General features: G+C 47.2%; 16 protein-coding genes. 7 read left to right on the top strand and 9 right to left on the bottom strand.

Translation table 11 applies throughout. From position 1 onward, the window contains the following. The first annotated feature begins 89 nt into the window (after positions 1–89). Together NQ544_RS00385 and NQ544_RS00380 are read left to right on the top strand one after the other, a co-directional pair. Positions 90–1,442, top strand: coding sequence for a PSP1 domain-containing protein (locus NQ544_RS00385; RefSeq protein WP_006847869.1), 1,353 nt, complete (start codon positions 90–92; stop codon positions 1,440–1,442). A gap of 20 nt (positions 1,443–1,462) precedes the next feature. Then, positions 1,463–1,945, top strand: coding sequence for a gliding motility lipoprotein GldH (locus tag NQ544_RS00380; protein WP_006847870.1), 483 nt, complete (start codon positions 1,463–1,465; stop codon positions 1,943–1,945). A gap of 44 nt (positions 1,946–1,989) precedes the next feature. On the opposite strand, the gene rodA is transcribed toward NQ544_RS00380, so the two are convergent. The 6 genes from rodA to NQ544_RS00350 all read right to left on the bottom strand — a co-directional run bounded on the left by rodA (position 1,990) and on the right by NQ544_RS00350 (position 8,630). Next, positions 1,990–3,453, bottom strand: coding sequence for a rod shape-determining protein RodA (gene rodA, locus NQ544_RS00375; RefSeq protein WP_006847871.1), 1,464 nt, complete (start codon positions 3,451–3,453; stop codon positions 1,990–1,992). A gap of 38 nt (positions 3,454–3,491) precedes the next feature. Continuing rightward, a complete protein-coding gene (gene mrdA / locus NQ544_RS00370; protein WP_006847872.1) occupies positions 3,492–5,342 on the bottom strand; it encodes a penicillin-binding protein 2 in 1,851 nt (616 codons plus the stop codon). Positions 5,343–5,405: 63 nt separating this feature from the next. Then, positions 5,406–5,903: a rod shape-determining protein MreD gene (mreD, locus tag NQ544_RS00365; RefSeq protein WP_006847873.1), complete on the bottom strand. Its 498-nt coding sequence runs from the start codon at positions 5,901–5,903 to the stop codon at positions 5,406–5,408. Between the two features lie 29 nt (positions 5,904–5,932). Then, positions 5,933–6,805 carry a rod shape-determining protein MreC gene (gene mreC, locus NQ544_RS00360; protein WP_006847874.1) on the bottom strand — a complete coding sequence of 291 codons (873 nt, stop codon included), beginning with the start codon at positions 6,803–6,805 and terminating at the stop codon, positions 5,933–5,935. Positions 6,806–6,836: 31 nt separating this feature from the next. Continuing rightward, complete coding sequence (locus tag NQ544_RS00355) at positions 6,837–7,859, bottom strand: rod shape-determining protein (protein WP_006847875.1); 1,023 nt, start codon at positions 7,857–7,859, stop codon at positions 6,837–6,839. Positions 7,860–8,036: 177 nt separating this feature from the next. Then, positions 8,037–8,630, bottom strand: a complete 594-nt coding sequence (locus NQ544_RS00350; RefSeq protein ID WP_006847876.1) for a phosphoribosylaminoimidazolecarboxamide formyltransferase/IMP cyclohydrolase — start codon at positions 8,628–8,630, stop codon at positions 8,037–8,039. A gap of 542 nt (positions 8,631–9,172) precedes the next feature. Here NQ544_RS00350 and clpB point away from each other — a divergent pair. The 3 genes from clpB to NQ544_RS00335 all read left to right on the top strand — a co-directional run bounded on the left by clpB (position 9,173) and on the right by NQ544_RS00335 (position 13,180). Next, positions 9,173–11,689: an ATP-dependent chaperone ClpB gene (gene clpB / locus NQ544_RS00345; RefSeq protein ID WP_006847877.1), complete on the top strand. Its 2,517-nt coding sequence runs from the start codon at positions 9,173–9,175 to the stop codon at positions 11,687–11,689. 98 nt (positions 11,690–11,787) lie between these two features. Next, entirely contained in the window at positions 11,788–12,168 is a 381-nt protein-coding gene (locus NQ544_RS00340; protein WP_006847878.1) for an ISAon1 family transposase N-terminal region protein, read from the top strand. Then, entirely contained in the window at positions 12,134–13,180 is a 1,047-nt protein-coding gene (locus NQ544_RS00335; protein WP_006848989.1) for an ISAon1 family transposase, read from the top strand. Before NQ544_RS00340 ends, NQ544_RS00335 begins: the two co-directional genes overlap by 35 nt. A 103-nt stretch (positions 13,181–13,283) precedes the next feature. Here the strand turns inward: NQ544_RS00335 and NQ544_RS00330 are convergent, their stop codons facing one another. From NQ544_RS00330 to NQ544_RS00320, 3 genes are all read right to left on the bottom strand, one after another. Next, a complete protein-coding gene (locus tag NQ544_RS00330) occupies positions 13,284–15,095 on the bottom strand; it encodes a right-handed parallel beta-helix repeat-containing protein (protein ID WP_006847880.1) in 1,812 nt (603 codons plus the stop codon). Positions 15,096–15,107: 12 nt separating this feature from the next. Next, entirely contained in the window at positions 15,108–17,219 is a 2,112-nt protein-coding gene (locus NQ544_RS00325) for a glycoside hydrolase family 127 protein (protein ID WP_006847881.1), read from the bottom strand. Positions 17,220–17,341: 122 nt separating this feature from the next. Next, positions 17,342–19,339 (bottom strand): glycoside hydrolase family 97 protein, encoded by a 1,998-nt coding sequence (locus tag NQ544_RS00320; protein ID WP_040553158.1) that lies wholly within the window; start codon positions 19,337–19,339, stop codon positions 17,342–17,344. A gap of 616 nt (positions 19,340–19,955) precedes the next feature. Between NQ544_RS00320 and hflX the strand changes: the two genes are divergently transcribed. Next, positions 19,956–21,203 (top strand): GTPase HflX, encoded by a 1,248-nt coding sequence (gene hflX / locus NQ544_RS00315; RefSeq protein ID WP_006847885.1) that lies wholly within the window; start codon positions 19,956–19,958, stop codon positions 21,201–21,203. A 28-nt stretch (positions 21,204–21,231) separates the two neighbouring features. After that, positions 21,232–23,088, top strand: coding sequence for a DUF4954 family protein (locus tag NQ544_RS00310; RefSeq protein ID WP_006847886.1), 1,857 nt, complete (start codon positions 21,232–21,234; stop codon positions 23,086–23,088). Positions 23,089–23,118: the final 30 nt, after the last annotated feature.

Here is a 23,118-nt window from a genome sequence, read left to right as displayed (position 1 = left end):
AAACTTGCGAAAGTTCTGTTCATTGTTCATTATAAATTAGACATTATAAATTATACATTATAAATTAGACGATCGTGGATTACAAAAATATGAAATTCAGGATGTGGAACGGCTGCGACCGTGGTCTGTGCGCTAAGGGCGTAGGAAGACAGGACAGACAGCTCAACACATACGACTGGCTTGCCGATGTACCCGGCAATGCTGAAAGTACTGACCTCGTGGAGGTACAGTTCAAGAATACCCGTAAGGGATATTACCACAATGTGAATAACCTCGACCTGAAGAAGGGCGATATAGTGGCGGTAGAGGCTAACCCGGGGCACGACATCGGTGTGGTTACGCTGACCGGAAGACTGGTAAAACTCCAGATTAAGAAGGCAAACCTCAAGTCGCAGGATGATATCAAGCGTATCTACCGTATCGCCAAGCAGGTGGATCTTGACAAATGCAAGGAGGCTAAGAGCCGTGAACACGGCACCATGATCCAGAGCCGCCAGATAGCCAAAGATCTCGGACTGAAGATGAAAATAGGTGATGTAGAATATCAGGGAGACGGCAACAAGGCTATCTTCTATTACATCGCTGACGAACGTGTGGACTTCCGCCAGCTCATCAAGGTTCTTGCCGATACCTTCCATGTGCGCATTGAGATGAAACAGATCGGTGCACGACAGGAAGCAGGCCGCATCGGTGGAACGGGTCCTTGCGGCAGAGAACTCTGCTGCGCTACCTGGATGAAGAACTTCATCAGCGTTAGCACCAATGCAGCACGCTACCAGGACATCTCTCTGAATCCTCAGAAACTTGCCGGTATGTGCGCCAAACTGAAGTGCTGTCTCAACTACGAGGTAGACAGCTATGTAGAGGCTAGCAGAAAGTTGCCGCCTAAGGATGCCGTACTGCAGACAGCCGACGGTGATTTCCATCAGTTCAAGGTGGATATCCTGGCTGGTCTTATCACCTACTCTTCTGACAAGAACCTTGCTTCCAACCTCGAAACCATCAGCATCGAGCGTGCCAAGGCTATCATCGAAATGAACCGTCAGGGCGAGAAGCCATTGAGTCTGCTGGAAGACGGTAAGGCAAAACCTGTAGCCAAACCAGTCGACCTGCTCGCCGAAGCTGATTTGAGCCGCTTTGACAAGGCTAAGAAAAAGAAGAAGAAGAACAATAAGAACAAGGGACCTCGCCAGCAGGAGGGAGACAACAAGCCTCAGAAGAACGAGAACCGCGCGCAGAACGGCGACAACAAACCTCAGAAGAATGAAGGCAAGCCAAACAACCAGCGCCGCGACAACCGTAATCAGGGCAATCATCCTAAGGGTGACAACCGCCAGCCAAGAAACGACAGACGACCTAACAAGGGCAACAAGCCGCAGAATGGCAACAACGCCCCTCAGAATGGTAACAAGCCACAAGGCAATAACGCCTCACAAGAATAAAGAATAGGAGCTAGAAAAAGATGAAAAAGACTGTTTATTTCATCGTTTTGACAGCGATCGTTCACATTCTCTTTGCCTGCAGCGGTTCGACCGTATACGATGAGTATGCCCATACACCGATTGCAGGATGGGAGAAGAACGACACCCTATCATTCGAAGTATCACCTCTACTCGAGCCCGGGCATTACAAACAAAGCTTAGGACTTCGCATTACAGGTGCCTACCCATTCATGGGACTTACGCTCATCGTAGAACAGACGGTTTATCACCGAACCAGAAAGATACCTGGCGAATGCAAGATAGATACGGTAAACTGCCAGCTGATTGACAAAAACGGCGTGAGCAGAGGACAGGGTATCAGCTACTATCAGTATAACTTCCCTATCAACATCTATCAGATGCATCAGGGCGATTCCATACACGTAGCCATCAGACATGATATGAAAAGAGAAATCCTGCCCGGTGTGAGTGACATCGGCATCAAGATTTCAAAGATACAATAAAAAAAAGAGTGAACAGATGCATAACAATCTGTTCACTCTTTTTTTTAACTTCTCACTAAGTTCCTTCCCGCATCAATTCTCAAGAAGATGAAAAGAAGGATGGTAAATCCCCATAACGAACTGCCACCATAACTGAAGAACGGCAGCGGAATACCTATAACCGGTGTTAAACCCAGCACCATTCCCACATTAATAAACAGGTGGAAGAGGAATACCGACAGGACACAATAGCCGTAGATACGCCCGAATTTATAAGGTTGCCGCTCAGCCAGATGCATCAACCGCAATATCAAAGCCAGGAAAAGCAGCAGCACGCCTGCCGAACCGAGGAAACCTTCCTCCTCGCCTACCGTACAGAAGATAAAGTCTGTATCCTGCTCAGGCACGAACTTCAGCTTGGTCTGCGTTCCATTGAGGAAACCTTTTCCCTGAAGTCCGCCGGAACCAATGGCAATCTCACTCTGATGCACGTTATATCCCGCACCAGCCAAATCTTCATCCAGTCCCAGCAGTACGTTGATACGCACTCTCTGATGAGGTTCCATCACATGATTCAACACATAATCGGCAGAATAGAAGAAAGCGATACTTCCCAACGAAAAGATTGAGATGAGGAAGTAATTCCGGAACCGGGTTCTCAGTCCCTGATAAACCAGGAATCCGATGAGCATAGCACATAGGAAGAGCTGGATCCACACAATGTCGAACGGAATGACATAGGTAGAAAAGAGCACGAAGAGCAGCGTAATGCCTACCGAATAGGCAAGGATCATCAGTGCCTGTTTCCTGTCGCCCGTATAGGAGTTCACCATGCCAGCCGTAAAAATCTGCACCAGCAGAAGCACGACAAACTTACCCACAGAAGTATAGGTATCCCACATCATCACGTTCTCATACTTCACACCCACTACGAAGTAAGCCACCATCGACACGCCGGTAAAGAGAATGGCACCCGGCATTCCTTCGCGGTAAAGCATGAGGAAGAATGAAAGATAAACCAAGGCAGAACCCGTTTCGCGCTGACCTACGATACAGAGCATCGGCAGAACGATAATGCCTACGGCTGCCATGAAATGCTTCAGGTTCTGCATACTGAAACCATAGCTTGACATAAACTTGGCTACCGCCAGAGCCGTAGCAAACTTACCAAACTCAGCCGGTTGCAGTCGGAGCGGTCCCAACACCAGCCAGGAGTGGGAACCCTTGATGCTATGCGGATTGAATATCGTAGCAAAGAGCAAGAGTATCAGGACGCCATAGATGACATACGAGAAGGTATCGTAAAACCGGTCATCAAGCAGCAGGATTACCAATCCCAGTGCTATGGATGTGCCAATCCATATAATCTGCATACCCGAGCGGGCACCCAGACTGAATATCTCGTTGTCACCATAGTTATAGCTGGCTCCACAGACGCTCACCCATCCGAAGATGAGGAGTGCCAGATAAATACCTATCGTCCACCAGTCAAGTGAAGCAAGCACACTAGGTTGTTTATTATCGATCATAATCTATAAACTATCAACTATAAACTGTTAACTGAAAACTATCTACTGCTTAATCCGTAGGCGATTCTACGGGCCTGCATCTCTGCAGCCCTGCGCTCAGAATCAGGAGATAACTTACCCTTGAGATACTGTTCCATCATCAGACCACCGATAGGCACACCATAGTCAGCACCCCAACCACCATTCTCTACATACACGGCAATGGCAATCTTCGGGTTGTTCATCGGAGCAAAGCCCATGAATACAGAGTGGTCATGGCCACGGTTCTGTGCCGTACCCGTCTTGCCGCAAGCTTCGAAATCGTAGCGGCCGAGCAGCTTACAGGTTCCCTTCAGCGCCGAACTTCTCATACCGGCTACCACATAGTTGTAAGCCCGTCGGGAAGCCTTGGTATAATGGCGCCGGGTATAGAGCGTATCAAGCGGTTCACCCTTCACCTTTCTCACTACATGAGGCACATAATAGTATCCCCTGTTGGCAATGGTAGCACCCAGGTTGGCTATCTGCAACGGCGTAAGGTTAACCTCACCCTGACCGATAGAAATACTGATTACCGTCAGTCCGTTCCATGAACCATTGTAAGCCTTATCATAGAACTGTGCATTCGGAATGAGACCGCGTTTCTCGCCAGGCAAGTCGATGCCCAACTTATATCCGAACCCCATGCTCACCATATAATCTTTCCATACAGTCATCGCATTCTGTACGCTGCCATACTTCTTGCGGTTACCTATCATATAGTAAAGACCCCAGCAGAAGTAACCGTTACAAGAGGTACTGATGGCATCAACCAGCGAAATAGGCGACGGGTGACCATGACAGCCCACATGCAGACCCTTATAAGAGAAACCATGATTACATGGGAATGCTGTTCCCGGTGTGATGATACCTTCAGTAAGATAGGTCAGCGCCTGGCTGGTCTTAAAGGTAGAACCCGGAGGATACTGACCCTGAATACTACGGTTCAGGAGCGGTTTCCAAGGATTACGCGAGAGCCACTTGTGCATCTTGCCGCGGTTTCTACCCACCAGACGTCTTGGATCGTAAGAAGGAGAAGAAACCATAGCCAGCACATCGCCCGTTCTAGGATCGATGGCAACGATACTGCCGATTTTACCCTGGAGCAGACGTTCGCCCAAGGCTTGCAACTTGACATCCAATCCCAGCGTCAAGTCCTTTCCAGCCACAGGTTTCCGGTCGAGTTTACCATTCTGATAGCTACCCTGTATTCTTCCGTGGGCATCTCTCAGCATGATCTTCACACCCTTCTCACCACGCAGCTGCTTCTCATAAAACTTCTCGATACCCAGTTTTCCGATATAGTCACCAGCCTGATAGTAGTCATCATCTTCAATATCGCTTTGCGAAACCTCACCCACATCACCCAGCACATGGGCTGCATAAGGGTAGGTATATTCTCTGACGGTACGTTTCTGGACATAGAAACCGGGGAACCGGAACATCTTCTCCTGGAACACACTGAAATCCCGGTCGCTCAGCTGTCCCATAAAAAGCTGCTGGGTATAGCGCGAATAGCCCGGGTTCTTAGAGCGGTCCTTGATATCGTTCATTCGCTTGATAAAAAACTCTTTCGTGATACCCAGCGAATTACAGAAATCCATCGTATCAAGTCGGCCGCTCTCCTCGTTCATGACCACCATCAGATCGTAAGACGGCTGATTATACACCAGCAGCTTACCATTACGGTCGTAAATGGCACCACGGGCGGGAAACTCAATATGCTTCAAGAAGGCATTACTGTCGGCATTCTTCTTGTAGTCGTCGCTCATAATCTGAAGCGTAAACAGACGAATCATGTAAATGACCACAATAGCTATGGCCACTCCACCGATAACGAATCTACGTTTTTCAAGATTGTAATCCAACATACCTTATTATATATAGCAAACTAAAAATCGTGTTCTATTCTCTCTCATCACTTATCCGGAATCTTACTTTCTGAAACTTTCTGTCGCCATCACCAATATATAAGTGATAACCGTACTTCCGCCTATACATTCCAACCAGTGAACCCAATTAAAGAAATGGAATGTTTCGAGTGTAAAGAACAATAGATTATAAACGAGAATGATGAAGAATACGTACCAGCAATATGCACCCACGCCGATAGAACGCATGGACGGTTCCAGATCGTCGGCGCTGTCACGCGGTACGAAAAGTTCAAACAAATAAGGTTGTAGCAGTCCTACGGCAGTCATCGAAGCTGCTGCAACACCTGGCGTATTGGCAAATACGTCCACACAAAGCCCCATCATAAAGCACCACAATAACACCGCCCATTTAGGATGGTTGCGGCGGAAATGCAGTACCATAATGATATACAGCAAGGGGGTGGCACAATTGAATAGATGAATATGATTAAACACCAATCCCTGTACCAGCACGAGCACCACAAAGGTAGCTAGTCTTTTCACTAAATCTATACTCATTGCTTTTTATATCCTCTTACTATACGTCATTATTGATTATTGTCTCCATTTGTTTCGATGCTATCCTGTGCTGCACGCATAATCTCCAACCGCTCTTTCATGGCGGCATCATCAATTACACATACATCACGCAGACGGGCAAAATCGGTAGAGAGGCGAAGTTGTACGCGATACGACAGTCCATCGGCGGAGTTGAACACGTGCAATATCCTGCCTACTCTCACTCCAGGAGGGAATACAGCAGAATAGCCACTCGTTACCACATAGTCACCCAATTTAAAGTGAGCATGACGTGGCACCTCTTCCAGATAGGCAAGGTCAGACACACCACCCTTCCAGCGCAGATAGCCAAAATAGCCTCTATTCTGAATCATACAACTGATGTTCGACTTCGTGTTCAATACCGGAATCACGATAGCGTAATGTTCTGCCACCAGATACACGATACCCACAACACCCGCACCACTGATTACACCCATATCCTTGTGGATGCCATCCGCGCTACCCTTGTCAATTGTCATCAGGTTGCCGGGTTTATCGACACTATTCGCCACTACCTTAGCCGGAATCAGACGATAGTTTCTCAGCAATGCAAACTGGTCACGATGGTAGATGCTGCTATCCTTGGTCACGCTCACGAGACTGTCGGAAAGTTTCTGCACCTCCTGTTCGAGATACGCATTTCGCTGTGTCAGTTCCTGGTTCACCTTGGTAAGCGAGAAGAATGTTTCTACATTCGCATCCCATTCATACAACTTACCCGTTACGGCATTAGCCGAGGAGAACCAGGCACTGCCCTGATAGCTGTTATACTGAAACAACAGCACCATACTCACCACCTCAAGAATCAGGAAGACAAACCAATGGTTGTATTTCGCTAAAAACTCTAAAAGGTTGCGCATACTTTATTCTTACTATTAGAATAAGTTCTGATTATCTCATCAAGAAAGAGAAACGGTCTACATTCTTCAACGCAATACCAGCACCCTTGGCAACACTGTGCAATGGATCTTCTGCGATGTGGAATGGGATATTGATCTTATCCTGCAAACGCTTGTCGAGACCGCGGAGCAAAGCACCACCACCAGAGAGCCAGATACCATTCTTCACGATATCGGCATAGAGCTCAGGAGGTGTGTTCTCCAATGCTGAGAGCACAGCGTTCTCAATCTTTGCCACGGTCTTATCCAAGCAGTGAGCAATCTCCTGGTAGCATACAGGTACCTCCATAGGCAACGCTGTAATACGATTAGGACCATGTACGATGAAATCTTCTGGAGCCTCATCACCCAGATCGGTCAGAGCTGAACCCACATGAATCTTGATACGCTCAGCCATACGCTCAGAAACCTTCACGTTGTGCTGACGGCTCATATATTCCTGGATATCGGCAGTAAGGTCGTCACCGGCTGTACGGATTGAGTTGTTCGATACAATACCACCCAATGAGATGACAGCAATTTCGGTAGAACCACCACCTATATCAACAATCATATTACCCTCTGGAGCCTCAACATCGATACCGATACCAATAGCGGCAGCCATTGGCTCAAAAATCAAATATACATCACGTCCGTCGGCATGCTCGGCAGAGTCGCGCACTGCACGAAGCTCAACCTCGGTAGAACCAGAAGGTACACCGATAACCATACGGAGTGAAGGAGAGAAGAGACGGCTACCAGTATGAACCATCTTAATCAATCCACGCATCATCTGCTCACAGGCAGTAAAGTCGGCAATCACGCCATCACGCAATGGTCTGATAGTACGGATATTATCATGAGTCTTCTCGTACATCATCTTAGCCTTCTCGCCCACAGCAATCATCTTGTCGGTGCGGCGGTCAAGGGCTACAACAGAAGGTTCATCCACTACAATCTTATCATCACTGATAATGATGGTATTGGCTGTACCCAAGTCCATTGCGATTTCCTGAATAAATGAAAAAAATCCCATTTCGTTTCTAAATTATTTTAAGCTTAAAATTTTCTTTTTATTTAAGGAGTTAAGGAGTTAAAGGAGCATAGAAGCCACGGCAACAGTCTGTCATATACCGGGGATGGAATCCCCGCAGACACTTGTCCTGACTTCTTCCACTTCTTAACTCCTTAACTACTTTATTTTTCCGAGAGTTTACTTAGCAAACCATGCATGGATTGCAGTATCGTAGTGAGAGCTTACACCGAATGCACGCTCTGCAAACATCTTGCGGTCTTCGATATCAGTCTCAGCACCCTTCTTCTTCAGGATATCGAGCAATACGCCGTATTCTGCCTTGCTAGGAACGATTACCACGTCCTTGAAGTTTTTGGCACCTGCACGAATCAAAGAGATACCGCCAATATCGATTTTCTCGATGATATCAGCATCGCTAGCACCGCTAGCTACAGTCTGTTCGAAAGGATACAAGTCTACGATAACGAGATCGATAGAAGGGATTTCGTATTCCTTCATCTGCTCCTGGTCACCCTCGTTGTCACGGCGAGCCAAGATACCTCCAAATATTTTAGGATGAAGAGTCTTTACGCGACCACCCAAGATAGATGGATAGGTAGTGACCTCCTCAACTTTCTCGCATTCATAACCCAAAGATTCGATAAACTTCTGGGTACCACCAGTACTCAGGAATTTTACACCCTCTTCATTCAACTTGGCGAGCAATTCGTCCAAGCCATCCTTGTGGAAGACAGACACCAACGCTGTCTTGATTTTCTTTGTTTCAGCCATTGAACTTATAAATTATAATTTATGATGGTGCAAAGGTACGAAGATTATTTTGATTACACAACATTTCCCCCCATAAAATAGCATTATTTAAAGGATATTTAAAAGATAATTGAGAGAAATCAAGAAATAAGCAATCTCAAGTTTCGCAAGTTCAGGAGTTAAAGGAGTTAAAGAAGTTATCGCTCCCTACGGTCGCTGAGGAGTTAAGACAATAGTCTTTTGGGCGTAGTTTTTAAGCAGCAAGACATATGTCTTGACTCCTTAACTCCTTTAACTCCTGTAACTTCCTGACATGCGAAAGTTCAATAAGCCCGTACTCAAACCGCCTTTTTCTGTCATTCTGTCCGGAAATATCTCTTATTTCTATCTTTTATCTACCCAAAACAAGACAGATTGTCAGTAAACCATTGATTTTCAACGAATAGGCATAAGTTTCGCTAAAGGATGGGAGGAACGCACCGGGAGGTTTCCGAAGAGGAGATTCCGGTGCTCATCCAAATAACAGAAATATGAATATATAATATAAGAAAGGAGATATTAATATGACATTCGACAAATTTACTATCAAGGCGCAGGAGGCGGTACAGGAAGCCGTAAACATTGCGCAGCGAAATGGTCAGCAAACCATCGAACCGGTGCATCTGCTTAGCGGTATTCTTGAAAAGGCTACCGATGTGACCAACTACATCTTCCAGAAGTTGGGCATGAACGGACAGCAAATCGCCATGCTTTTGCGTCAGGAGATGCAACATCTGCCTCGTGTGCAGGGCGGCGGTCAGCCGTACCTCAGCAACGAGACTAACCAGATACTGATGAATGCCGAGGATACCGCCAAGAAAATGGGCGACGAGTTCGTTAGCGTAGAACCTATCCTGTTGGCTATCGTACAGGGCAACTCTACTGCTGCACGTATTCTGAAGGATGCTGGTGCAAATGTCAAAGATATGCTCGCTGCCATCCAGACACTGAGACAGGGACAGAACGTAAAATCACAAAGCGCTGATGACAACTATCAGAGTTTGGAGAAATATGCGAAAAACCTTGTAGAACAGGCAAGAAGCGGCAAGCTGGACCCAGTTATCGGACGTGATGAGGAAATAAGAAGAGTGCTCCAGATTCTGTCACGAAGAACCAAGAACAACCCTATTCTGATAGGTGAGCCTGGTACAGGTAAGACCGCCATCGTAGAAGGTCTTGCAGAGCGTATCGTACGTGGCGATGTACCGGAGAATCTGAAGAACAAGCAACTCTATTCTCTCGATATGGGTGCGCTGGTAGCCGGTGCCAAATATAAGGGTGAGTTCGAAGAGCGTCTGAAGAGCGTCATCAAAGAGGTAACCAACGCCAACGGCCAGATTATCCTCTTCATCGATGAGATTCACACTTTGGTAGGTGCAGGCGGTGGCGAAGGCGCCATGGATGCAGCCAACATTCTGAAGCCAGCCCTGGCTCGTGGTGAACTGAGAGCTATCGGTGCTACTACCCTCAACGAGTATCAGAAGTACTTCGAGAAGGATAAGGCGCTGGAACGCCGTTTCCAGACCGTCATGGTTAATGAGCCTGACGAGGTAGACGCCATCAGTATCCTCCGTGGTATCAAGGAGCGCTACGAGAACCATCATAAGGTACGTATTCAGGATGATGCCTGCATCGCAGCCGTCAAGTTATCAGAGAGATACATCTCTGACAGATTTCTCCCTGATAAGGCTATCGACCTGATGGATGAGGCAGCAGCCAAACTGAGAATGGAGCGTGACTCTGTACCAGAAGAACTGGATGAGATTACCCGCCACTTGAAGCAGTTGGAGATTGAGCGTGAGGCCATCAAGCGCGAGAATGACCAGCCTAAGATTCAGCAGTTGGATAAGGAAATTGCAGAATTGAAGGATCAGGAGCATGACTTCCGTGCTAAATGGGAAGGCGAAAAAGCGCTCGTCAACAAGATTCAGCAGGATAAGCAGGAGATAGAAAACCTGAAGTTTGAGGCTGAACGCATGGAGCGCGAAGGCAATTACGAGCGCGTAGCTGAAATCCGCTATTCTAAACTGAAGGCGCTCGAGGATGACATCAAGAAAATCCAGGAGCAGCTGAAGAGTACACAGGGTGGCGCAGCGATGGTCAGAGAGGAAGTTACTGCTGATGATATCGCTGAGGTTGTAAGCCGCTGGACCGGAATACCAGTAAGCCGCATGATGCAGAGCGAGCGTGAGAAACTGCTCCACCTGGAGGAAGAACTCCACAAGAGAGTCATCGGACAGGACGAGGCTATCACCGCTGTAAGTGATGCCGTTCGCCGCAGCCGTGCCGGTTTGCAGGATCCTAAGCGTCCTATCGCCAGCTTCATCTTCCTCGGTACCACCGGTGTAGGTAAGACCGAGCTTGCCAAGGCGCTGGCTGAGTATCTGTTCAATGACGAGTCGATGATGACCCGAATTGATATGAGTGAATATCAGGAGAAGTTCAGCGTAACCCGTCTGATCGGTGCGCCTCCAGGGTATGTCGGCTACGATGAAGGTGGTCAGTTGACCGAGGCTGTACGCCGCAAACCATACAGTGTGGTTCTCTTCGATGAGATTGAGAAGGCGCATCCTGATGTATTCAATACCCTGTTGCAGGTATTGGACGATGGTCGTCTGACAGACAACAAGGGCCGTGTAGTCAACTTCAAGAACACCATCATCATCATGACTTCCAACGCAAGCCGTGAGATGTTGAAGAAGACCTTCCGCCCTGAGTTCCTGAACCGTATTGATGATATCATTACCTTCAAGCCGTTGACCCAGGAGCAGATTGCCGAGGTTGTAGAACTTCAGATGAAGCGAGTAAAGAAGATGTTGGAGCCTCAGGGTTTTGAACTTCTCTGGACTCCTGCAGCTATCCAGTATCTGGCAAAGGTAGGTTACGACCCAGAGTTTGGTGCCCGCCCGGTAAAGCGTGCCATTCAGGATTACGTTCAGAACGATTTGAGCAAGAAGATTCTTGCCGAGGAAGTAAGTCGCGAGAAGCCAATCACCATTGACTACTCAGAGGCAAACGGCATCGAGTTCAAGAATCTCTAAAAGATAGATTTTTATCGGGTCACTTGCAAAAGCGTGTGGATAGCATAGCACAATAAAAGCAAGCAGGTGTACGTTTATAGAGTAAACGTTAGAAGAAAATGGAACAGTATAGACTCTTAGCGGAATGCCTATTGCCAGCCCGCATGCTTGACTGGTTTGACTTGAAGACTGTACGTGTCGAGAAGAAAGGTGACACACAGGTGATTCACCTTTATCTCGATGAGAACGAGCAGAAACCTGACGACGGAGAAGACCTGCGCCCCAATGGATTTACACGCGAAAGTGTGTTTCACGACTTTCCGATTAGAGGTCAGGAAGTACTGCTTCACGTGCGCCGTCGCAGATGGCTTGATGCAGATGGTCACAACGTGATGACCGAATGCAATCTCATTCAGGAGTCCACCCGCTGCTCAACCGAGTTGGCGGATTTTTTAAAAGAAGCGTTTGGAGACGCGCCCTATAACGGCCCGTTCGTTTGAGGATGACTATCACATAGACGGTGATGAGTATGGCAGAGCCTACAAGGACCACCTAAGCGGCTATCGTGAATGGTCTGAACTAGGCCATGCTGACGAGTGGCTCATCTTCCCAGAGAACATAAGTCCTCACGTCAGCATAGATGAGACATGCTTGTCCACGGGAGAGGTATACACAATAGCCTCGAACAAGGATGCACATGGTCGCAAGGGATGCCTTATTGCTGTAGTCAAGGGCACTAAGGCAAAGGATGTCATAAAGGCATTGATGAAGATACCAGAAGCGTTGAGAATGAGCGTGGAAGAGGTTACTCTCGACTTCTCTGAGAGTATGCACAACATAGTAGAGACATGCTTTCCGAAGGCTATGCGTACGCTCGACCGGTTCCATCATCAGCAGTTTTGTCTTGAAGCCTTGCAAGAGGTACGCAGAGAGTATAGGCGTGAGCAGATGACACTTGATGCCAATGCTAGGGAAGAGCACCGTCTGATGATGCGCCAGCTGCAGGAGAACGATGGTCCATTTGTGGATGAGGAGGGCAATGCCATAAGGCGCAATGCAAGGTACTATCCCGAAAGACTTGAGAACGGAGAGACTCGTGCAGAACTCCTTGCACGCAGTAAGGGGCTACTTATGATGTCACCCGAGAAATGGACAGACACACAGAAGGAACGTGCAGAAATACTGTTCCGTGAGTTTCCGGACATAAAGACGGCTTTCTCGCTTACCCACTCTCTTCGAATGATATTCTCGCAGAGGTGTACTAAGGAGCAAGGTGCTGTCAGCCTGCATTCATGGTACTCGAAGGTCGGTGATTTCGGCAACAAATCGTTCAATGATATTGCTGCCGCCATGTACGACCGTGAGGATGAGATCCTTAACTATTTTGTCAATCGCTCTACCAATGCATCAGCAGAATCCCTCAATGCAAAGATCAAGCATTTCAGAGCACAACTCAGAGGTATTATTGACCGTAAGTTCTTTCTCTTCAGACTAATGAAGATCTATGCCTAATCCACACACTTTTACTGGTGACCCTAAATTTCATACGCTTTTTACTTTGAACCTTGAACTTTCTAATTAGCAAAGACAGCTGTTTTTATTTTTCACTTCATCCCTACTCCTTTATTTTCCCTGCCTTCTTCACAATTTCATCAGCCACCTGCGGACCATTATTCTGCCAGACATTATTAGGACCGCAGGCGTTTTTCAGGAATTTCTCTTCTGGCGTCCAGTTATCTTTCAGGAGAATATTAGAAGAACCCTCATCAGTATAGAGATAGAAATAATGATGAGGATCGTGTACGTAGGAAGGATGGAAGATATCCCGCACTACATTCTCTGAAATAACCGTGTTTGGCTGGTTGCCAAGTGTGTAGATGCCAGCGCAATCGTACATATGGGCAGCATAGCGCTCGATAAGATTGGCATGAATGCGATTATCATGCATCACAACCAAATCGCGATTCCAACCCCATCCCATACTGATAGCCGAATAACTGACATCATGAATATAATTATGTTCGATGTTCATGCGGCTGACGTAACCCAAAGCGATAGCACAGGTACCCCACTCCTCGTTTGTAACATCAGAGAACTCGCAGTTCCTGACATGCAGTCCGCTGCACACCTCACGCAAATCCTGCGGACGATAAGGCAGATGCGTCTCCAGACCGGCAGGCGAAAAGCTGCCACATACCAATCCATTCATCGCTATATCTTCGAAGGTGCTGCTAAGTACTGCTCCATCCCGGCAACCCTCAACAAAATCGAGACCATCGCCACCCAGATGTCCAAAAGAGCATGAATCGAAAACCGCTCTGCTTGCATAGCGCAATTCAACAGCAGCAGCGGGTCTGCCAAGCCAATCCTGATTATCTAGTTTATGGTTGTTCACACGGTCGATACTAGGGCGCAGTTTGTAACCTTCGGTAATGAACATTCCCGCCTGCAAAGGTACATGTCCCTTGTAAGAAGGGCGGTTCCATGTTGTAACTTCAAAGTTTACATTTCTGAAAGTAACAGCATCCACCATTTTTTCTCTGGTTCCCTCGAATTTCACCAACGTTTCCAAAGCCGGCGCCGCAACATCCATACGCTCCCCTTTCCTAGGCATATAATACAGTTTATGCGTACGGATATCATGATACCATTCGCCCGATTTATCCAGAAGAGGCAGCGCATTCGAGATAAAGAAAGGAGAATTGTGCTCACAATTATACATAGGTGAAGGCCAAGGACGTTCAAACTGAATCTTAGCCTCAGGATCGTGGAAAGATATGGCAGCAGAATCGCCCTGAATACGGATGTTTCTGATGCGCAGATAACTTACCTCCCACATCTGATGCAGCGTCATCTCTGCATATCTTGCATCCGGTCGGATGATGCTGTTACCCGCCTTATCCTTAGCACCCGTCAGAAGCTGACGAACAGCAGAAGCCGGAACCCAGATGACGCGTTTCTTCTTGTCTACCCATCTGATGCGCGGCATCTGATTGAAATCACTCACGCCACGTGCCCTATCAGCCCGCGAGTGATTCACCCAGAGATGTCGGAAATTCATAGGACATCCATTGAAATCAGGCACATCAGCCACCAAATATCTGCCCTGTTTCTTCCATCCGGTAACAGGTACGGCTCCTGTAAGTACCGTACCTGCCGAATGCTTTACCGAAGGCGTTCCCTCAAAACAGAGATGACTGTCTTCCGGACGGAGCACCAGAGGTTCATAGAGTCGGTATTGCCCCGCCTGCATTTTAACTACTACCGAATCTGCCTGTCCCAATCTTCTCATCTCGCGAGCCTTGCGAACCGCATCAGCGAGAGAAGAATCTGGTGATACTTGCACATAGCCTATCTTCTTATTTTCTGCAGAGAGAGCGAGGCTGAAGCCCAGCATTCCCAGCAATAGGATTCTTCTTAATTTCATAACTAAAAAAAATTATTTTCTAACTGAAAGCCAAACCGACATTTCCACATCACTACCCCGATTATCCCAGGCATAATAAGGAATGAGCGTAACATTTACTTTTTTCTGGGCAGGAGCAAGTGTACGGTAAAGCTGGTTCTTCTGCCAGGATGCTGCAGTTCCCTTTTCAGCAAGCAGCGCCTCCCCCTGGAGCGCAACAAACTCGTGACCGTCGATCGTCTTTTTTACTTCAGTCCATTGGATATCAGCAGGAATCACGATATCATTCACGCTTACCCTACCATACTTATCTTTGCAGGAAGCAGGAACAGAAGAAGCATCGATATCCACATTTTCCAAACAATAGACAATAGGTCCGCGCATCACGGCTATCTGGTTCTTATTCTCTTCAACCAAAGGGTTAGCCTCCACCAGACGAGGTTTCATATCAAATGTTCGTTCTACGAGGGTTCCCTTCTTCCAACCAGTCTGTCTGCCTTTTGAATCAGTAGCAGAAATCGCCTCATATCTACCCTCTCCCGGCACGCGGAGCATCAAGGTTCTGATATTCTTAGCCTTGTTGATGCGAATGGAAACCTTGCCATCATAAGGATAACCTGAAGTCATCTCCATATCAACATCCTTTGTTTTCAGATGATTATCACCATACATGTTCACCCACAAAGTATCCCCTTTCACGGCATAAGCATACTCCTGCGCTTCGCAAAGTGCACGAAGGGTGTTAGGTGGACAGCAGAAGCAACTGATATACTTCTGGCGGGTTTTCGGCCAGCGCATCACATAAGGAAAATCGCCCGTACGGCGCAGGGCCTGAGTATAGAAATATCGGGTACCATCGAGCGAAATGCCCGGCAAGACTCCATTCAGGAGTTCGTTTTCTACCATATCCATATAGCGGGCATCAGCTGTGGTTTCGAGCATACGCCAGGATAAGAAGATATTACCAATCTGCGCACAGGTTTCATTATGCGAAGTCTCGTTTGGCAACTGATATGCTCTGCCGTATGCCTGATGAATCTGCTGAATGCTAGGCTGATCGTAAGTGGTTCCATCAGGTGACACACCATCATAGAGGGCACCGCATCCACCTGTGATATAAATCTTGCGATAGGTGATATCATCCCAGATACTGGACAGATTCTTCATGAGTTGCTTCTCCCCTGTTTCGGCATAGAGATCAGCTACACCCGCATAGAGATAGTTGGCTCTCACCGCATGCCCCATCGCCTCATATTGCTCACGGAAAGGATGGCGATCCTGATTGTGATCTTCACCATTCTTCACTTCATCACGAATGGCTATCAATCCCTCTGCCAGTTCCAGATAACGCTTGTCACCGGTAGCACGATACATCTCTGAAGCTGCCATATAATGAGAAGGACAGATTGCATTGCGCGCCAACTCATCGCGCTGGTTCTTCAGAAAATCATAGAGAAAATCGGCTGCCTTGAGTGCACAGTTGAAGAGTGTCTTCTTGCCTGTGGCACGCCAATGTACGATACCGGCAGTCATCAGATGTCCCAGATTATAGGTTTCGAAGTTGAGACGGCTGGCAAAGGCTCCTTTCTCATCTTTTCCTCCTACTGTGATACCGATTTCGGCTTCATCTTTCCGGTCTTTGAGAGCATGCGTATCGATGCCCTTATGGCGCTCATCTATCACCACAGGGGTATGGATATAACCATCGGTACGCTGTGCCTTAGCTACTTCGGCAATAAAGCGATCCATCAGGGCATCTAGTTTCTGATCATGGGTTACTGCATAAACCGAAGCACATGCCTCAAGCCATTTATACATATCGCCATCATGAAAAGGAGGTCCCCAATGTTCGCCTTCAGCATCGCCCGCCGCAATCTCGAAATTACGGAAGCCGTGCGATACCTCGGGTGTATCCCAGGTTTTCCACATATCCCAAAGCGAGGTTTCTGAAAAGACCTTGAATCGGCCACCCCAAAAACCGCCTGTCCAACGGGTACTTCCCAAAGGCATATTTACCATTCGGGCTTCCTTGCTGTGGCTCATATCTACCAGTCCATTGTGCTGTGCCATGACTGGGGAGGTAAAGGCAGAAAAAGCAAGAAGACCTGCCATCATCCACTTTCTGCTGTAGTTTGCTGTCATCATTATTGTTATTCGTTTAGTTTTTAATTTAGTTTTAAGACGAAAAAAGGGATGATTTTGTAATCACCCCTTTTTATTTATTATGTATTGTTTCTGCGGATTCATTACCGGCGATGAACAGCATTCTAATTGATGATAATACCGCCATTTGGCTGAATCACAACCTTTGCCTTACCATTCTTGCCTACTTTCAAGGTCTTCTTTACCGAAGTGTAGAACTTCTCACCCTGTTTCTTTGGCTGGTCGGTAAGATATTCCACAGTCTTGCCAGCGAACATAGGCAGATTGAGGGTCAGGGTGAGCGGCTTGTCTGTAGCATTCAAACCACCGACAATCCATTTTCCGTTATTGATTGCTGCACCAGAGCCGTTCTCTTGAGACGCCTTACGGGCTACAACCGCATACTTCGTAGGATATCCTGCGATAAACTTCACATCGTCCCATGCTGTAGGCAAGCCCTTCAACCAGTCCAATTCCCATTGAGGAACATCCTGAAGATTGTTAGGATAGAGACAAACACAGTTTACGCTGCTCTGATTGGTGATAGCGGTTGCCATCTCGAAGACATCACTTGTATAGCGCTGATGGCGGCTCTTGTTATCTCTTGAAAGATATTTGTTCATCATCACGCCACCCCAGTCGAAGCTGGCTACAGCATTTCTTGAGAACGGATGCATCGTCATCTCGAAAGCCTCCTTTTTGGCATGATAATCGGTGAAATATACATTCTCAGAAGCCAATGCTGCCTCGCTGGAAACATAGTTAGGATACATGCGCTCCCAACCTCTAGGCATGGTACAACCGTGGAAGATCACCTCCAGACCATAATCGTTGGCATCGCTCAGAATATCTTCGTAGAGTTTCATCGTCTCCTGCTTGTCACCACCGAAGAAATCAACTTTGATTCCCACAATACCTATCTTCTTCATCCAAGCCATCTCCTTCTTGCGGGCGATGGAATTGTTCATAATCTGACGTGGAGTCTGTGGAGCATCATTCTCGAAACCATTCGAATTATACCAGAGCATCAGACTAACCTGCTTGCTCTTGGCATACTGAGCCAATTTCTCAATCTTGTCACGACCGATGCGCTGGTCCCACCAGTTGTCTACGAGGATAGCCTCATAGCCCTGAGCCGCAGCAACATCTATCATCTTAACCTGGTCATCATAGTTGATACTCTCATCCTGCCAGATCAGCCAGCTCCAGGTATAGCGTGAAGGCTTATACTGCTGAGTTGGCTCATACAGAGGTTCTACCACATCGTAAGGGATGGTAGTTTCTACTATAGGAGCCAATGTGGTGCCAACGGTGATGGTACGCCATGGTGTTTCGCCCGGCAAAGGTATACCGGCATATTCTGAACCGATTCCGTTGTTTTCACCTTTCTGAGGGAAAGCTACCGTATATCCCTTCGCTGCATCATAATCAGAAAGTCTGCTGGCTGGATATGCACTCGATACTCCTGTTTCGCTGACCAATGCCCAACCGTCATTACCCACCTTGAAGAGACAAGGGAAGGTATAGCCCACACCAAACTGCGACTTCTTTGTCATCGGAGCATTCGGAGTATATTCTTCTTCGTAAGATGGTTTGGTTCGTTCCCAACCAGTCATCGGACCGATTTGAGGGCAGAGGAAAGTGGTGGTCTGCTCAGGGAAATTGAAACCGCTCACCTCATTATATATAATCACCGACTTAGGGTTATTCTTCTTCGGACGGATCATCTCATATTTGTAGGCAACATCGTTGTTGCTTACATGGAGATGCAAGGTCATGGAATCCTTCTTGGCATTGAGGAATCCGATGGTAGCCTCATAAACATCCTTTTCGATGTGGCTTTTCTTGATACGGGTCATGTCGTAAGAAAGATGCTTCTCTGTTCCTTTCATCGCACCCATGGTAAGATGCTGGGAGAAGTCGCCATAGTTGGCTACCAGTCCCAAGGCAGAAGGTTTAAGCATCTGCTTGCCATTCAGCTCTACCGAATAGAAAGCCTTTCCGTCTACACATTCCACCTTGACCGCCAATCTGCCGTCAGGTGAACTTACTTTATAATTGTTGGCTTTCGCACAAACCGTGCCGAGCAACAAAATACTAGCAATACAAACTTTTTGCTTCATTTTCATTTTATTGTTAGGTTGATTTATAATCTTCTCTATGATGCTACAGCAGTATAGCCGGCATACTACTCCAGTTACTGCTGCATACAACAAAACCGCATGCAAAGATAAGTTATTTTGCAGAGAAAAGAGTATACTTTTTGTTCAAAAAGCATCCATTTTCGTAAAATCTAACGAAAAAGAGACAAAAACGAGGAAAAATAAATGGTAAGAAAAGCCTTTAGATGAGAAGAAAACAAAAAGCCCCGACATCGCGTCGAGGCCTTTGAAGTTTTTGAATGTTTCAGCAGTTTGTGTTTTTTATGTAGTTATGATTTTATCGTTTTTGAAAATCAATTCTTTTTCTGGGTGCAAAATTAAGACAAATATTGATATAAATCAAATAAATCTCGATTTTTTATGCAAAAAACCACGTAAACGTTTACAATTTTTGCGCATCAAAAAGACCATTTGTGAGCTGTTGTGGCTAAAATACAGCTATGCATTTTGTGTCTTTTGAATATTTTCTGCCACATTAATAAAAAAGTTAAAATATTGATGCTATATTTTGTTTTCTCTGTATTTTACACTATCTTTGCACTATCTTTTCACATTATTATATAGATAAAGAAAATAGATGAAAGAATTTGTAATATCAGAAGTCAAGGCGGAAACCGCTGTGCTGGTGGGTCTTATTACCAAGACACAGGACGAAGCCAAGACCAAGGAATATCTCGACGAGTTGGAATTTCTTGCAGATACCGCAGGCGCCGTCACCGTGAAGCGATTCACGCAGAAGGTGGTGTCGCCTAACCAGACCACCTACGTGGGAAAGGGTAAGCTGGAGGAAATCAAGCAATACATCAAGGACGAGGAAGAGGAAGATAGAGAAGTAGGTATGGTCATCTTTGATGATGAGCTTTCTGCCAAACAGATCCGTAACATCGAACAGGAACTGCAGGTGAAGATTCTGGACCGCACCTCACTCATCCTCGATATCTTCGCCATGCGTGCGCAAACCGCTGCGGCTAAAACCCAGGTAGAGTTGGCGCAATACCGCTATATGCTCCCTCGTCTGCAAAGACTCTGGACTCACCTGGAACGACAGGGTGGCGGTTCAGGATCTGGTGGCGGTAAGGGATCTGTTGGTCTGCGTGGACCGGGTGAGACCCAGCTCGAGATGGACCGCCGTATCATCCTCGGCAGAATGAGTCTCCTCAAAGAGCGACTGGCAGAAATCGACAAGCAGAAGACTACACAGCGAAAAAACAGAGGCAGAATGGTGCGCGTGGCACTGGTGGGCTATACCAACGTAGGTAAATCTACCATCATGAATCTACTCAGCAAGAGCGAGGTGTTTGCAGAGAACAAACTCTTTGCCACCCTCGACACCACCGTACGCAAGGTGGTTGTAGACAACCTGCCGTTCCTCCTTGCCGATACCGTAGGATTCATCCGCAAATTGCCAACCGACCTGGTCGACTCATTCAAGAGTACCCTTGACGAGACACGCGAGGCCGACCTCCTTCTGCACGTAGTAGACATCTCACATCCCGACTTCGAAGAGCAGATCCAGGTAGTAGAGAATACGCTCAAGGAACTGGATTGCGCCGATAAGCCATCGATGATTATCTTCAACAAGATAGACAACTACTCATGGGTAGAAAAAGAGGAAGACGACCTCACACCGATGGAGAAAGAGAACATCCCGCTGGAAGACCTGAAGAAGACCTGGATGGCAAAACTCAATGAGGACTGCCTCTTCATCTCGGCAAAGAACAAGGAGAACATCGACGAATTCCGCGAGATACTCTACAAGAAAGTAAGAGAGTTGCACGTACAGAAGTATCCATACAACGACTTCCTGTACCAGGATTATGAGTAAGAACATAAATATCAATAACAAGTAAGCTATGAATGATTACAGACCTTTAACCACCGAGGAAATCGAGGTGCTTAAACATAACGACTGCTGGGCCGAAGACTGGACCTCAGTCAATGTATCAGAAGATTTTAAGCCCAACTTCATGCACCGCGTGATGCTCTATGGCGAAATAAACATCGGATCCTTCAACAAGAACGTGGAGGTGAGCCAGGGCTTCGTAAAGCATTCGGGCATCAACAATGCCACATTGCGCAATGTAACCATAGGCGACGACTGTCTGATAGAAAACGTAGGCAATTTCATCAACAACTATACCATTGGCGATGATTGCTACATCTCAAACATCTCGACCATGGAAACCACCGAGGGAGCTACTTACGGCGAAGGAAATCTTGTGAGCGTACTCAACGAGGTGGGTGAAGGCAACGTAATCCTCTTCAGCGACCTGAACAGCCAGCTGGCAGCCTTCATGGTGAAGCATTTCCCTGACAAGGAAATGAAGGAGAAGATTCGCCAGCTCATCAAGACCGACATCGACAACAAGATGCCGGATCGGGGCCAGATTGGCAATAATGTGAAGATCATCAATACCAAGGAGATTACCAACTGCGTAATCAATGATTACTGCGAAGTGAACGGTGCTTCCCGTCTGAGCGACTGTACGCTATTGGGCTCTGTTCATGGCAACGTATATATCGGCACAGGCGTTATTACAGAAAACAGTATCATCGCTGAAGGCGCCAGCGTCATCAACAGTGTGAAGATACAGGATTGCTTCGTAGGCGAAGCCTGCCAGCTGTCTAACGGCTTTACCGCATCAGCCTCCGTATTCTTCGCCAACTCCTATATGAGCAATGGCGAGGCTTGTGCAGCCTTCTGCGGTCCTTTCACCGCTTCTCATCATAAGAGCAGTCTGCTTATCGGAGGCATGTTCTCTTTCTATAACGCCGGTTCTGCCACCAACTTCAGCAACCATGCCTACAAGATGGGCCCTATGCACTGGGGCATTCTGGAGCGCGGTTCCAAGACAGCCAGCGGTGCTTATCTCCTGATGCCAGCCACTCTGGGTTCCTTCTCAGTATGCTTCGGCAAGCTGATGCACCACCCTAACACCCGCAACCTGCCTTTCGCCTACCTCATTGCCGATGGCGACAAGATGTTCCTCATCCCGGGCAGAAACATCACTACCGTAGGTCTGTACCGCGACATCAAGAAATGGCCTAAGCGTGATCTCCGTGCTATGGAGAACCGCAAGAGCATCGTCAACTTCGACTGGCTTTCACCTTATTCTGTTGGCGAGATTCTGAAGGGTAAGAAGATTCTTGAAAACCTGCGCGAGGTAACGGGCGATAATGTTTCGCAGTATCTCTATCACGAATATATCATACCGGCTTCATCGCTCCACAAGGGCATCAAATATTATGATATCGCCCTCCGCATCTACATGGGTGCCGTATTGAAGCGTGTACTGAAGCGCGACCCAGCCATCACCCCTCCAGCCACCCATGTCGGCGTGGGCGATTGGGATGATCTTTCGGGACTCCTACTCCCGGTTTCTGAAGAAGAAGGCATCGTTAGGGATGTGAAGGAAGGAACTATCGAGAATATAGAACAGTTGCTCGACCGGTTTGAAGAAATCAATGCCAACTATCGCGACTACCAGTGGGCATGGACCTACCAGATGATCTGCGATTACTACGGCATCAGTGACATTACACTCGAAGATGCCAACCGCATACACGAAGATTATATCAAGGCACGCCGCTCATGGATAGCAGAAATCCGAAAGGATGCTGAGAAAGAATTTGCCATGGGCGATGTGGAGGAAGAGGTTTTCCGCAACTTCGTCGACAGCCTCGACCAGGAAATAGAATACGAGAATTAATTAGACTTGAATATTTCAACAGTTTAAAAT

Origin of the sequence: Segatella copri DSM 18205 (assembly GCF_025151535.1) — a bacterium.
In the GTDB taxonomy this organism is placed as follows: domain Bacteria; phylum Bacteroidota; class Bacteroidia; order Bacteroidales; family Bacteroidaceae; genus Prevotella; species Prevotella copri.
The sequence above is the reverse complement of the archived record's forward strand: the minus strand, read 5'-3'. Positions and strand labels throughout refer to the sequence as shown.

Bases quoted from the DNA above. Each gene is read 5' to 3' on its own strand.
- NQ544_RS00385 (WP_006847869.1), top strand. From the start codon at position 90: ATGAAATTCAGGATGTGGAACGGCTGCGACCGTGGTCTGTGCGCTAAG.
- NQ544_RS00380 (WP_006847870.1), top strand. From the start codon at position 1,463: ATGAAAAAGACTGTTTATTTCATCGTTTTGACAGCGATCGTTCACATT.
- rodA (WP_006847871.1), bottom strand. From the start codon at position 3,453: ATGATCGATAATAAACAACCTAGTGTGCTTGCTTCACTTGACTGGTGG.
- mrdA (WP_006847872.1), bottom strand. From the start codon at position 5,342: ATGTTGGATTACAATCTTGAAAAACGTAGATTCGTTATCGGTGGAGTG.
- mreD (WP_006847873.1), bottom strand. From the start codon at position 5,903: ATGAGTATAGATTTAGTGAAAAGACTAGCTACCTTTGTGGTGCTCGTG.
- mreC (WP_006847874.1), bottom strand. From the start codon at position 6,805: ATGCGCAACCTTTTAGAGTTTTTAGCGAAATACAACCATTGGTTTGTC.
- NQ544_RS00355 (WP_006847875.1), bottom strand. From the start codon at position 7,859: ATGGGATTTTTTTCATTTATTCAGGAAATCGCAATGGACTTGGGTACA.
- NQ544_RS00350 (WP_006847876.1), bottom strand. From the start codon at position 8,630: ATGGCTGAAACAAAGAAAATCAAGACAGCGTTGGTGTCTGTCTTCCAC.
- clpB (WP_006847877.1), top strand. From the start codon at position 9,173: ATGACATTCGACAAATTTACTATCAAGGCGCAGGAGGCGGTACAGGAA.
- NQ544_RS00340 (WP_006847878.1), top strand. From the start codon at position 11,788: ATGGAACAGTATAGACTCTTAGCGGAATGCCTATTGCCAGCCCGCATG.
- NQ544_RS00330 (WP_006847880.1), bottom strand. From the start codon at position 15,095: ATGAAATTAAGAAGAATCCTATTGCTGGGAATGCTGGGCTTCAGCCTC.
- NQ544_RS00325 (WP_006847881.1), bottom strand. From the start codon at position 17,219: ATGATGACAGCAAACTACAGCAGAAAGTGGATGATGGCAGGTCTTCTT.
- NQ544_RS00320 (WP_040553158.1), bottom strand. From the start codon at position 19,339: ATGAAGCAAAAAGTTTGTATTGCTAGTATTTTGTTGCTCGGCACGGTT.
- hflX (WP_006847885.1), top strand. From the start codon at position 19,956: ATGAAAGAATTTGTAATATCAGAAGTCAAGGCGGAAACCGCTGTGCTG.
- NQ544_RS00310 (WP_006847886.1), top strand. From the start codon at position 21,232: ATGAATGATTACAGACCTTTAACCACCGAGGAAATCGAGGTGCTTAAA.